12 protein-coding genes are annotated in these 11,662 nt (G+C 46.3%); 8 read left to right on the forward strand and 4 right to left on the reverse strand.

All coding sequences use genetic code 11. The features are described 5' to 3' along the window. Positions 1 to 16: 16 nt before the first annotated feature. Genes QU605_RS07620 through QU605_RS07630 form a run of 3 tightly spaced genes read left to right on the forward strand, consistent with a single transcriptional unit; the run spans position 17 to position 2,862 of the window. Complete coding sequence (locus QU605_RS07620; protein WP_289724689.1) at positions 17 to 1,345, forward strand: gliding motility-associated protein GldE; 1,329 nt, start codon at positions 17 to 19, stop codon at positions 1,343 to 1,345. Continuing rightward, entirely contained in the window at positions 1,335 to 1,904 is a 570-nt protein-coding gene (gene gldD, locus QU605_RS07625) for a gliding motility lipoprotein GldD (RefSeq protein ID WP_289724690.1), read from the forward strand. Before QU605_RS07620 ends, gldD begins: the two co-directional genes overlap by 11 nt. A 10-nt stretch (positions 1,905 to 1,914) precedes the next feature. Further along, entirely contained in the window at positions 1,915 to 2,862 is a 948-nt protein-coding gene (locus tag QU605_RS07630) for a pyridoxal-phosphate dependent enzyme (RefSeq protein ID WP_289724691.1), read from the forward strand. A 4-nt stretch (positions 2,863 to 2,866) separates the two neighbouring features. Here QU605_RS07630 and QU605_RS07635 read toward each other — a convergent pair whose 3' ends face one another. Next, the gene (locus QU605_RS07635) at positions 2,867 to 3,328 is read right to left on the reverse strand and encodes a hypothetical protein (RefSeq protein ID WP_289724692.1); all 462 of its coding nucleotides are present in this window, start codon (positions 3,326 to 3,328) and stop codon (positions 2,867 to 2,869) included. Positions 3,329 to 3,380: 52 nt separating this feature from the next. On the opposite strand from QU605_RS07635, the gene QU605_RS07640 reads away from it, so the two are divergent. Then, positions 3,381 to 4,268, forward strand: a complete 888-nt coding sequence (locus tag QU605_RS07640) for a DMT family transporter (RefSeq protein WP_289724693.1) — start codon at positions 3,381 to 3,383, stop codon at positions 4,266 to 4,268. A gap of 31 nt (positions 4,269 to 4,299) precedes the next feature. On the opposite strand, the gene QU605_RS07645 is transcribed toward QU605_RS07640, so the two are convergent. Both QU605_RS07645 and QU605_RS07650 read right to left on the reverse strand, forming a co-directional pair. Beyond that, on the reverse strand, positions 4,300 to 6,384 hold the full coding sequence (locus QU605_RS07645) for a M16 family metallopeptidase (protein WP_289724694.1): 2,085 nt from the start codon (positions 6,382 to 6,384) through the stop codon (positions 4,300 to 4,302). A 1-nt stretch (position 6,385) separates the two neighbouring features. Continuing rightward, a complete protein-coding gene (locus QU605_RS07650) occupies positions 6,386 to 7,705 on the reverse strand; it encodes a M16 family metallopeptidase (protein WP_289724695.1) in 1,320 nt (439 codons plus the stop codon). Positions 7,706 to 7,868: 163 nt separating this feature from the next. Here QU605_RS07650 and QU605_RS07655 point away from each other — a divergent pair, with 163 nt between their 5' ends. The 3 genes from QU605_RS07655 (at position 7,869) to rpmA (ending at position 9,301) form a co-directional block, all read left to right on the forward strand. Further along, positions 7,869 to 8,321 carry a DUF4199 domain-containing protein gene (locus QU605_RS07655; protein WP_289724696.1) on the forward strand — a complete coding sequence of 151 codons (453 nt, stop codon included), beginning with the start codon at positions 7,869 to 7,871 and terminating at the stop codon, positions 8,319 to 8,321. Between the two features lie 109 nt (positions 8,322 to 8,430). Then, positions 8,431 to 9,000 carry a 50S ribosomal protein L21 gene (gene rplU, locus QU605_RS07660; protein WP_289724697.1) on the forward strand — a complete coding sequence of 190 codons (570 nt, stop codon included), beginning with the start codon at positions 8,431 to 8,433 and terminating at the stop codon, positions 8,998 to 9,000. 37 nt (positions 9,001 to 9,037) lie between these two features. Next, positions 9,038 to 9,301, forward strand: a complete 264-nt coding sequence (rpmA, locus tag QU605_RS07665; protein ID WP_289724698.1) for a 50S ribosomal protein L27 — start codon at positions 9,038 to 9,040, stop codon at positions 9,299 to 9,301. Between the two features lie 265 nt (positions 9,302 to 9,566). Here the strand turns inward: rpmA and ahcY are convergent, their stop codons facing one another. Then, positions 9,567 to 10,883, reverse strand: a complete 1,317-nt coding sequence (gene ahcY, locus QU605_RS07670) for an adenosylhomocysteinase (RefSeq protein ID WP_289724699.1) — start codon at positions 10,881 to 10,883, stop codon at positions 9,567 to 9,569. Positions 10,884 to 11,002: 119 nt separating this feature from the next. Between ahcY and QU605_RS07675 the strand changes: the two genes are divergently transcribed. Then, positions 11,003 to 11,644, forward strand: a complete 642-nt coding sequence (locus QU605_RS07675) for a 4'-phosphopantetheinyl transferase family protein (protein ID WP_289724700.1) — start codon at positions 11,003 to 11,005, stop codon at positions 11,642 to 11,644. Positions 11,645 to 11,662: the final 18 nt, after the last annotated feature.

The raw sequence follows: 11,662 nt of genomic DNA on the forward strand, positions 1-11,662 counted from the left end.
ACTAAAGAACTAGCACTTGGACCCTGACCCCCTAGGCGCTGTATTGATCGGGATCGCCCTGAATGGCGGACTGCTCATCAATTTTATCATCCTTATTGTCCTGCTCATTTGCTCAGGACTCATTTCCGGTGCTGAGGTGGCCTTTTTCGGGCTAAACCAAACAGACCTGAATGAATTCAAGAATACCCCTACGTCTAAAGGGGATATCATTCTCAAGCTCCTCGAGAAGCCCAAAAAACTCCTGGCGACGATTCTGATCGCCAACAACGCCATCAATATCGGTATTGTTTTGCTGCTCAACGATATGGGGGATACGCTCTTCGAAGGGATTGACCAGGTATATCTTGGATTTATTTCCGGCCGATTCGTTCTCGAAGTAGTTCTCGCCACTTTCCTTATTCTGCTATTTGGGGAGATTCTCCCAAAGATCTATGCCAACAGGAACCGTATGGCTTTTGCCCTTAGGATGACCTATATAGTGCGCGGGATGGACGTGATTTTTACACCCCTGACCGCACCCATGCGGAAGGGGACCATTCTATTGTACAAGCGACTGGGAAAGGAAAAATCAAATCTCAGTGTTGACCATCTTTCCCAGGCTCTGGAATTGACATCTGAAGGCGACACCACCAGGGAGGAACAGAAAATACTCGAGGGCATTGTGTCTTTTGGAAATACGGACACAAAGCAGGTGATGCGCCCAAGGCTTGATATTTTCGCCCTCGCAGCAGACCTCAAATACCCTGAAGTACTGCAGGAAATCCAAAAGAACGGATATTCCCGCATCCCTGTATTTGAAGAAAATCTCGATGATGTCCTGGGCGTACTATATGTAAAAGACCTCCTCCCATATATTGAGAGGAAAACATTTAACTGGACCTCTCTGATTCGAAAACCCTTTTTCGTGCCGGAGAACAAGAAACTCGATGATTTACTTCTCGAATTCCAGAATAAGAAGAACCACCTGGCTGTTGTGGTGGACGAATTCGGAGGCACTTCCGGGATTGTAACTCTTGAGGACGTAATTGAGGAAATCGTCGGAGATATCAGCGATGAGTTTGACGATGAGGATCTGGTATATTCCAAACTCGACGAACACAATTATGTTTTTGAGGGAAAAACCAACTTAAAAGATTTTTACCGGGCCGCCCAGATCGAAGATGATACGGAATTTGAAGCGCAAAAAGGGGAATCTGAAACCATAGCGGGTTTTGTTCTCGAGATATCTGGTCGATTCCCGAAACGAGGCGAAAAAATCCCCTTTCTGGGATTCCAGTTTACCGTTGAAAGTATAGACAAGAAACGCCTAAAGCAAATCAAAGTAACCCTTCCGCATGAAAAATAGCATTTATTGTTTACTCGCGTTCCTCCTGTTTGGAACCATAGGGTGTAAGGATGATCCGATTCCCAAACCGCGGGCTATGTTGCGTCTGGAGTACCCCCAGCAGGAGTATGCACAAATGCAAACCGACTGTCCTTTTGAATTTGATTACAACCAGTTGTCACAACCCCAAATCCAGGAGGGATGTAATTTGATTCTGGATTACAAGGAGATGAAAGGCTCCATTTACATATCCTACAAGCCTGTAGAGGGAAACCTGAAGGAATTGCTTTCCGACGCTCAGAAACTCTCGTATGAGCATGTGGTCAAGGCGGATAACATTTTAGAACAGCCATTTATTAATGGGGATGACAGGGTTTATGGAATGTTCTACGAGGTAAAAGGCGATGCGGCTTCCCAGTCTCAGTTCTACGTTACCGACAGTGCAAATCATTTTGTAACCGGGTCCCTTTATTTTTACGCCAAACCGAATTACGACTCTATCTTGCCGGCAGCCATCTATCTCCAGCGCGATATACGCCGCATTGTCGAATCTATTCGATGGACTCAGACAAACCCATAAATTGCCCATTATGATTGCCTATTCTCCGGAAGCCCTTCTAGAGTGTCATAGAAAAATCCAGCCGTATCTCCACAGGACCCCGGTACTGACTTCCCGGTTGTTAAATGAGCTTTCAGGGGCATCACTTTTTTTTAAGTGCGAGAATTTTCAAAGAGGTGGATCCTATAAAATCCGTGGAGCTACCCATGCAGTTCTCAGGAAAAAGGAAGAGGGAGCACTACCGGGGGTCGTGACCCATTCCTCCGGAAATTTTGCACAAGCCCTTTCCCTGGCAGCCCAGGCCCTTGAGATACCGGCTTATATCGTAATGCCTGAAAGTGCACCTGAGGTAAAAAAGCAAGCGGTAAAGCAATATGGAGGGATCGTATATGAATGTGAGTCTACATTGGAGGCACGGGAAGTAGAGGCAGCCCGGATTGGCAAAGAAACCGGAGCGATTTTCATCCATCCTTCAAACGATCCTGATGTGATGCTCGGACAGGGAACGGCTGCCCTGGAACTCCTTCAGGACACAGACACCCTGGATTTTATCGTGGCCCCTGTAGGAGGTGGGGGCTTGCTTGGGGGGACAGCGCTTGCTGCTTCATATTTTGGCAAGGGCAGTGTACCCATAGGGGCTGAACCTCTTGCTGTGGACGATGCCTACAGGTCCTTGAAGGCCGGAAAAATTATGGGAAATACGAATACGGATACCATCGCAGATGGGCTTAAAACCGTATTGGGATCGTATACTTTTCCCGTCATACAAAAGCATGTCCAAACGATCATACGGGTAGAGGAAACCGAAATCATTCGGGCGATGCATCTGATATGGGAGCGAATGAAGATAGTTGTCGAGCCTTCGAGTGCAGTAACCCTGGCAGCTGTACTTAAAGCGCCGGAACGTTTTAAAGGAAAGCGAACAGGCCTAATTATTTCAGGGGGCAATGTAGATCTCGCACATCTGCCCTTTATTTAAGTGCTTACTGCAGTGGCGGGGCTTTTTCAAGTAGTAATTCTGCCCGGTCGATGCTTCCATTTACCTTTTCCGCCATCTCTTCGACTTTTATGAGCTCTTCATCAAGCCAGACCGATTTTTCAGGGCTGAGTTCTTTTCCTTCCATGATTTCCGCATAATCAAAACGATCTCCGAAACCCTGCATCCATTGCATCATACTCTTGTTAGCCTCCTGAAGTTCTTCCATTGCACGCTGATACGTTTGTCCATTTTCAGTGCTATCCGCCAGGGGTTTGAGTCGGGTAATTAATTCCCCAATGCGGCTCATTTTAGGCATAACCGAATCGTGGACCGCAACAACGTGCTCCATACGGGTATCCGCCTCTTTTTTCTGATCACAGGAAAACATTAAAAACAGACACAGGAGGGCTGATATTCCCAAAACGATTTTTCTGGCAATAGCGGAATAGAGAAAGCTGATTTTCATACGGCGCTTTAATTGTGACAAAAGTAAGAACTTTGACCAAATGAAATCTCAGATGAACGATTCCAGAAAACGCTGGATTTATCTCGTGGTACTCGCAATCATCTGGGGGAGTTCCTATATCCTGATCAAAAAAGGACTTGAGGGATTTACCGCCCTTCAGTTATGGGGCGTTCGGGTTCTCATGGCGGGTCTGATTCTACTGGGGATCGGATTTAATTCACTCAAAACGATCCGCAAAGCGGATTGGAAATGGGTTGCACTTAGCGGAATGGCAGGTAGCTTCATCCCCATGTTTTTATTCGCCTGGGCCGAAACAGAAATAGACAGTGGAGTCGTTTCCATTTTGAATTCCCTGGTTCCGTTATTCACCTTGTTCGTCGGCTACGGGCTATTTCGAATATCCTTTACCCTGAACCAGGTATTGGGGGTTACGGTGGGGCTCGCAGGGGCAGCCCTCCTTATTTATCTTGGCAGTGCAGTCAATCCGGATCAGAATTACTGGTATTCAATGGCCGTTGTCCTGGCCTCTTTTTGCTATGCCGTAAATGCCAATGTCATCAAGAGCAAACTGCAGCGGGTAAGCCCTATGGGAATAGCTACCGGGAATTTCATCTTTTTGATCCTGCCCGCCCTATTGATTGTAGTTTTCTCGGGAGCTTTTGAAAAGTCCGTGCGGGAGGGGCCCTATTTTTTGAGTTCTCTGGGCTACATCGGGTTACTCTGTGTCTTTGGAACGGCCATTGCCAAGGTGATGTTCAACAGGCTCATTCAAATTTCCACACCTGTTTTCTCGGTCTCGGTGACCTATCTGATCCCGATCGTTGGAGTCCTTTGGGGGATTTTGGATGGAGAGCGTTTTAGTTTGGGTCAATTGGGCGCAGCCACCCTCATCCTTTTCGGAATTTACCTGGTAAACAAAAGCAAAAAGGCACCTCGTTAAAGGTGCCTTTTAATTCGGAATAAACCGCGTTTTAGTTGAAGTCGGACTCCTGAACCTCGTAGTTTATTACGGCTTCCAGAAGCTTGGTTTCAATTTGCTGGGGCCCCATAGAACCAATTTTGATCGAAGGGAACATGATCCCGTCAACTTCCTGATAATCCTTAATAAAGGATTCCTGGTTCTGAGTTTGCCCATTCATATTGACGACGGTAGCCTCTTTGATTTTCAAACCGGTTTCCACATCGTAGAAAAAGCTGGCCTGGACTGTTTCCCCGGGCACATCTATACGATAGGCTTTTTTATCATCTACCGATTCTATCCCAACTAATTTTACATCCGGAATTGAAGCAAAAGACTGTTCTGCAAAAATCCCCATACTTTTCTTCATATCATTTTTCATGCCCTCGGGTAGCGGCACCTTGTTTCCCCCCTGTTTCATGAACAACTCATCTCCTTTGGCGATGATTCCCATCATTGGGGCGTCGTTCATAAAGGTGGTCTGTGCATATCTGTCTGCGGTGCGCAATTCCTCAGACCTTATTGTAGCGCCCATTGCGGAACCCTCGTATATGAGTTTGAGTGACGTTATTTTGTCAACGGCTTCACTTCCGCCGATAGCCTTAAAATAGGCATCAACGACAGATTGAACATTAACACCTTCAGGAAGGGTGGCTGAAACTTCAGGTTTGTCCGTTGGAGTGGCGTATTTGTTGTAGTATTTGATGGGAACCTGACGCTCATTGAAGGTCACCTTTTCAAGATTTTCCAGGACTTCGCTACCTTTTCCGGCCACCACGATACGGGCGTTTTCGGGTTTCAGGTATTTTTTCGAAACGCGTTGGACATCTTCTTTTGTGATCGCGTCAACTTTTTCGAGGAAAGTTTCATAAAAGTCTTCTGGAAGATCCTGCTTGAGGATGTCTACTGCGTAGTTGGCTACCGTTGCAGGTTTTTCCAGTTGCATTACAAAGTTGCCCGCAAAAACAGCCTTGGCGATTTCTAAATCCTTATCCGATACAGGCTCCTCCACCATTCGGTTCATTTCGTAAAGCATGGCGACTACTGCACTATCTGTTACCGCGTTGCGAACTCCGGCATTGGCCGCAAATGTGGCAGGTCCCCATTTGTTGTTGCCCAGGGAGGAGAACGTTGAATACGTATAGCCTTTGTCCTGTCGGAGGTTTTTCATCAACCGCCCGCTAAAACCGCCACCGCCGAGTATAAAATTCGCGAGAGAGGCCGACAAATAATCGGGATCGTTCTTTTTCAAATCTACTAGATTTTCCACCCAGATTTCAGACTGTACCGCATTGGGAACATCCACAAAATTGATTTGAGTATACTGTGCATCGGCGGGATCTGAGAATTGAACTGAAGGTGGTGTGGCCTTAATCCAGGGCGTAAAATACTCCTTAACCAGTTTCTCAACTTCTTTTTTATCGGTATCTCCAACAACGACAAGGTAGGCATTGGCCGGCACAAAGTAATCTTTGTAAAATTGCTCGACATCAGGAAGCGTTACTGAATTGACAGACTCTTCGGTCACGAATTCGCCTGAGGGATGGTTCTTCCCATAGGCAAGTGCCTGACGCACTCTGCCGGCAATGGCAGCACCACTTTTTTCTGAGGTTTTCAGACCGGTTATCAACTTTTCTTTCTCCTTTTCGAACTCTTCCTGGGTAAAGTTGGGGTTCAGGGCTGCATCTGCCATCAACTCCATGATCCGGGGAAAGTATTTGCTGAGGCCGGAGGCGAAAGCACCTTGGGAATAAATTTGAAGACTGGCACCCATAAAGTCGATTTCCTCGTTGAAATCGTCCATGGAAATACTCTTGGATCCTTTGCCGAGCATACTTCCGGTAAGACTGGCTACTCCAGCTTTGTCGCCTTCAAGGATAGGCGGATTGTCGATATCGAGTTGAATAGATACCCGCGGGAGTTTATGGTTTTCAACGACCAGAACAGTCAATCCATTACCCAATTTAAACTGTTCGGCTTTCTCTAACTTAATTTTAGGAGCAGGGCCGGGTTCCGGCATTTTAGTGCGGTCTACCTGAGCCTGAGCCCCGAGGACCCCTAAGGTCAATATGAAGGTAAATATGAGCTTTTTCATCATCTTAATTATCCATTTTATCTCCAGGCAGGTATTCGATTACCGCGCGCTGGGTTGGTTTTAAATATTTTATGGCCACATCCCGGATTTCTTCCCGAGTGATGGACCGGAATATCTCAATTTCCCTGTTGATTAGAGAAGTATCTCCGTAGAGCATATAATTTGTAGCCAGGGAACCCGCAATACCCGCGATGGTGGAATTTGAATTCACAAAATCATTCTCAAACTTATTTTGCAATTTCTGGTAGTCTTTTTCAGAGATTAGTCCCATCCGAAGTGCTTCGACCTCTTCTTCTATCTCGGTTACCAGCGTTTGAAGGGGTGTTTCTCCGACCGGAAGGCCAAAAATCAGATACATACCATAATCCTCCTGGCCGATGTTAAACGCCCCGATCTGCAAAGCCTGCTTTTGGTCATCAACCAGTTTTTTATAGAGTTTGGAACTTCTTCCATCGCTGAGGTATGTAGATATCATATCCAGGATTCGGGCATCCCGCTCCGTAAACCCGGGCGTGCGATAAGCCACCATGGCCGCGGGAATCTGAATGTTCGGATCATAAGCCTTTTTGCGGATTTCCTGAGTGATAGGTGCTTCTTTCGGGTTGTTACGGGTAATCTCCGCTCCCTTCGGAATGGGCCCGAAATAGTCAGCTACCAGCTTCTTTGTTTTGGAGATGTCGAGATCCCCGGCCACGATCAGAACGGCATTGTTGGGCACGTAATACTTTTCGTTATAGGCAACGACATCCTGGAGTGTTGCACTCTCGAGGTCGGGCATATACCCGATATTGGGATCTTTGTACGGATGGTTAGAGAACAGCGTCTCCCCGAGTACCGGCAATAATTGTCCGTAAGGCCTGTTGTCATACCTCAACCGACGTTCCTCTTTTACGACCTCGATTTCGCGATCTAGGGCTTCCTGGCTGATGATAGGGTGCAGAAGGCGCTCAGATTCCATCCAAAGGCCAAGTTCAAGGTTGTTGGATGGGAAGAGTTCGTAATAATAGGTCCGGTCCTGGGAAGTATTGGCATTGAGTTGCCCTCCATGGGAAGATACAATTTCATCCCAGGTCCCCGTTGCGATGTTTTCGGATCCGTCAAACAACAAATGCTCAAAAAGGTGGGCAAAACCCGTAAGCCCTTCTGTCCGGTCTTTCCCGCCCACGTGGTACATAATAGAAGTAATTACGACGGGGGCCGTATTGTCCTGATGCAGGATTACATGAAGGCCGTTATCCAGGTCGTACTCTTCATAGTCGACTTCCTGGGCGCTGGAGACCCCTGCAATCAAGAAGGTCGCCAGAATAATTTTCCATTTTCTCATTGAACTAATTTTTATTAAGGAGTGGCAAGATAGTCACAAATGCGCAAATGATAAAGGGCAAAACTAAATGTCCATATAGAAAATGATCGCGGCTTTAACACTCTTTTTGAATAAAATCTGGGCTGTAACTCTTATCTTATAGGAGAATCAATATTCAAATTAAATGTTTCAATTTTCATTGCCTATTCGGTTTGGCCTTGCAACTAGCGGCAGCCTTATCGCATATTTCCTGGTCCTGTCTCTTTTTGATTTGCACACAAACGTTTTTTATAGCCTGTTTAATGGTGTGATCACAGGCTTTGGAATCTACGAGGCGATCAAGTATTACAAGCTCGAGATGGGCGAACGCTTCACCTACAGTGCCGGTTTTAAAGCCGGGATTATTGTAGGTTTTGTAGCTACTGTGATTTTTACGCTGTTTTTTGCTTTCTACAGCACTGAAGTAAATACGGATTTCCTGCAAAATCTTTCCACTACTTTTTTTGAGGATTTTAAAAGCTTCGAAGCCATCGTATTTTTCACGGTTGCCATTATGGGCCTGGCCACCTCTCTTGCGCTGACCCTTACATTTATGCAATGGTTTAAGGTTAGCAATACCCCAAAAAAATCTGAATGAATTCGCTTTCTATTTAAGGATTAACCACTATATTTGCACCCGCCTTAACCGAAATTCCAATCGTTGGAGTTGGAAAGGCATTAAAAGTTCATTATTATAATTTAACGCTATGTACGCAATTGTAGAGATAGCAGGGCAGCAATTTAAGGTTGCAAAAGACCAGAAGGTTTTCGTACATCGTTTAAAGGAAGAGGAAGGAAAGAAAGTTTCTTTCGACAACGTTCTTCTGATTGACGATGATTCAACGGTAACTGTAGGCGCCCCGGCTATAGAAGGTGCTGCTGTAGAGGCAAAGGTTTTAAAGCATCTCAAGGGAGACAAGGTAATCGTCTTCAAGAAAAAAAGGAGAAAGGGTTACCGGGTCAAGAACGGACATCGGCAGTATCTTACGGAACTGTTGATAGAAGGAATCAAGGCCAAAGGCGCCAAGGCTGCAACATCCACCAAGGAAGCTCCGGCAAAAAAGGCAGCTCCAGCGAAGAAGGAAGCACCTGTAGCTAAAGAAGCACCACAGAAGGCAACAGCCGCAAAAGAAACCAAACCTTCAGCCGCAGCTGCAACCGAAGATTTTAGCGGAAAGACAGTGGCAGAACTCAAAGCTCTTGCGAAGGATAAAGGTATCAGCGGATATTCTTCCATGAAGAAAGCTGAACTTCTGAGCGCATTGACAGGAAAATAAAAAGTAACCGGGAGTATTCCCGAAAATAGTTTATATCATGGCACACAAGAAAGGTGTTGGTAGTTCCAAAAACGGACGGGAGTCAGAATCGAAACGCCTCGGCGTTAAAATATTCGGAGGCCAGTCTGCAATTGCTGGAAATATCATTGTTCGTCAAAGAGGGACAAGACACAATCCCGGAGACAACGTATATGTAGGTAAAGACCATACACTGCACGCAAAAGTAGATGGGATTGTCCGCTTCAGTAAGAAGTCAGGAGGAAAATCCTTTGTTTCTATCGAGCCTGTGGCTGAGGCCTAGGATCCCTGAGATACCCTACACTTAATAACCCGTTTCACCTTCCTGGTGAAACGGGTTTTGTTTTATAAACAGGCATGTCCGATTCTAGTAGGATGGACAGTATCTGCCGAAGCTGTGTGTCCCGGGTCCGGGATTTTCTTCAGCTCAGTGATGCTCCTGCAGAACGGAAAGGATGGCATCTGACAATAGCCTTTTCGGAAAGTCAGCAGGCAAAAAAAGCCCCGGGTTGCAAAACCCGGGGCTTTTTCTATGGTCCTGTAAAGTCTTAGTACCTGTAGTAATCTGGTTTAAAAGGACCTTTGAGATCCACACCGATATACTTGGCCTGTTCCGGGTTGAGGCGGGTCAACTCGGCTCCAAGGCGTTCGAGGTGAAGTTCTGCTACTTTTTCGTCCAGATGTTTAGGAAGGGTGTAAACGTCGATTTCGTAGTCATCTGCCCGATTCCATAGCTCAATTTGAGCCAGGGTCTGATTGGCAAAACTGTTACTCATTACAAAGCTGGGGTGTCCGGTGGCGCATCCCAGATTCACAAGCCGGCCTTCTGCAAGAATGATGAGGTCCTTACCATCGAGGGTGTATTTGTCTACCTGTGGTTTAATCTCGTCCCGAGTTTTTCCAAACTCTGAATTGAGCCATGCCATGTCGATTTCATTGTCAAAATGGCCGATGTTACAAACAATGGCCTTATCCTTCATGGCGCGGAAGTGTTCTTCCCTGATGATGTCTTTGTTCCCGGTAGCTGTGATGATCACATCTGCATTGGCAACAACTGATTCAAGTGTTTTGACCTCATACCCATCCATACATGCCTGAAGCGCACAGATCGGGTCGATTTCTGTAACGGTTACTATAGAGCCCGCTCCGCGGAAAGAGGCGGCTGTTCCTTTCCCGACATCGCCATATCCTGCTACGACAACCCTTTTGCCCGCGAGCATCGTGTCGGTAGCCCTGCGCACAGCATCCACGGCGCTTTCCCTGCACCCGTATTTGTTGTCGAACTTGGATTTGGTTACCGAGTCATTTACGTTAATGGCCGGAACCGGCAGGGTTCCATTTTTAACACGATCATAAAGCCTCAGAACCCCGGTAGTCGTTTCCTCAGAAATCCCTCTGATTTCAGCGGTGAGTTCGGGGTACCGGTCCAGTACCATATTGGTGAGATCTCCCCCGTCATCGAGAATCATATTCAGCGGTTTGCGATCTTCTCCGAAAAATAGCGTCTGTTCAATACACCAGTCAAATTCTTCCTCAGTCATACCTTTCCAGGCATAAACGGGTATTCCGGCGGCAGCGACAGCAGCCGCGGCGTGATCCTGAGTGGAGAATATATTACATGAACTCCAGGTGACTTCTGCCCCGAGTTCCACAAGGGTCTCAATGAGCACTGCGGTTTGAATGGTCATATGGAGGCATCCTGCAATCCTTGCTCCTTTTAAAGGTTTTTGGGAACCGTACTCGGTTCTCAACGCCATCAGTCCGGGCATTTCTGCTTCCGCGAGTTCGATTTCCTTGCGTCCCCAGGCAGCCAGGGAAAGGTCTTTTACCTTGTAGGGTACGTATTCAACAGCTTTGGTACTCATGTTTCAATTTTTTTTATTGATCTTTAAAACTGGGTTTTTCCTAAAAACTTTGTGTCGTTAATTAAGAAAAAAAATATCCCGTAAAACGGGTTCAAAGATACGGATAAGATTGCAAAACAATGCCGCTGTATAAATCTATAAAGATCGAGGAAGCTTATCAGGTATATCTGTGGAAGATCACAGAATCTGAATCCTGGCTCTCAAAAGACATTGTCCTTACCCCTCATTGCCAGTCCAGGTACGATGGAATGAAATCGGAACTGCACCGCCGTGGATTTCTGAGCATCCGCCATCTATTGGCACAGGCCGGGTATTGCGATGCCGATTTGTATTACGACGATAATGGCAAACCGCACCTGAAAGATGGCACCCATGTTTCCATTACCCATTCCTTTGAATTCACTGGTATTATTCTCTCAAAGAATATCCAGGTCGGGATTGATATTGAAAAACAGCGCGAAAAGATCATGCGTATTGCTCACAGGTTTACCCCGGTCAAAGAGTACAGGACTATGGCCAATGAGGAAGCTATAATCCGAAAGCTTACGATGGTTTGGGGCGCCAAGGAATCCATTTACAAAATAATGGGGATGCACGGCCTCAGTTTTTTAAACCATATTCGCGTCTCGGATTTTGAGATGAAAGCAGGAGAAACTACAGCCAGTGTCCTTTTCAAAGGAATAAAAGCCAGCTTTCAGATTCGCTTTATGGAGTTTGAAGGGTTTACCCTGGCCTTTGCCCTGCGGGAGGGAACCCCTTAATGATCACATCGCAATGAG

It is taken from the genome of Robiginitalea aurantiaca (assembly GCF_030380815.1).
In the GTDB taxonomy this organism is placed as follows: domain Bacteria; phylum Bacteroidota; class Bacteroidia; order Flavobacteriales; family Flavobacteriaceae; genus Robiginitalea; species Robiginitalea aurantiaca.

Bases quoted from the DNA above. Each gene is read 5' to 3' on its own strand.
- rpmA (WP_289724698.1), top strand. From the start codon at position 9,038: ATGGCACACAAGAAAGGTGTTGGTAGTTCCAAAAACGGACGGGAGTCA.
- QU605_RS07650 (WP_289724695.1), bottom strand. From the start codon at position 7,705: ATGAGAAAATGGAAAATTATTCTGGCGACCTTCTTGATTGCAGGGGTC.
- gldD (WP_289724690.1), top strand. From the start codon at position 1,335: ATGAAAAATAGCATTTATTGTTTACTCGCGTTCCTCCTGTTTGGAACC.
- QU605_RS07655 (WP_289724696.1), top strand. From the start codon at position 7,869: ATGTTTCAATTTTCATTGCCTATTCGGTTTGGCCTTGCAACTAGCGGC.
- QU605_RS07640 (WP_289724693.1), top strand. From the start codon at position 3,381: ATGAACGATTCCAGAAAACGCTGGATTTATCTCGTGGTACTCGCAATC.
- rplU (WP_289724697.1), top strand. From the start codon at position 8,431: ATGTACGCAATTGTAGAGATAGCAGGGCAGCAATTTAAGGTTGCAAAA.
- QU605_RS07630 (WP_289724691.1), top strand. From the start codon at position 1,915: ATGATTGCCTATTCTCCGGAAGCCCTTCTAGAGTGTCATAGAAAAATC.
- QU605_RS07635 (WP_289724692.1), bottom strand. From the start codon at position 3,328: ATGAAAATCAGCTTTCTCTATTCCGCTATTGCCAGAAAAATCGTTTTG.
- QU605_RS07645 (WP_289724694.1), bottom strand. From the start codon at position 6,384: ATGATGAAAAAGCTCATATTTACCTTCATATTGACCTTAGGGGTCCTC.
- ahcY (WP_289724699.1), bottom strand. From the start codon at position 10,883: ATGAGTACCAAAGCTGTTGAATACGTACCCTACAAGGTAAAAGACCTT.
- QU605_RS07675 (WP_289724700.1), top strand. From the start codon at position 11,003: ATGCCGCTGTATAAATCTATAAAGATCGAGGAAGCTTATCAGGTATAT.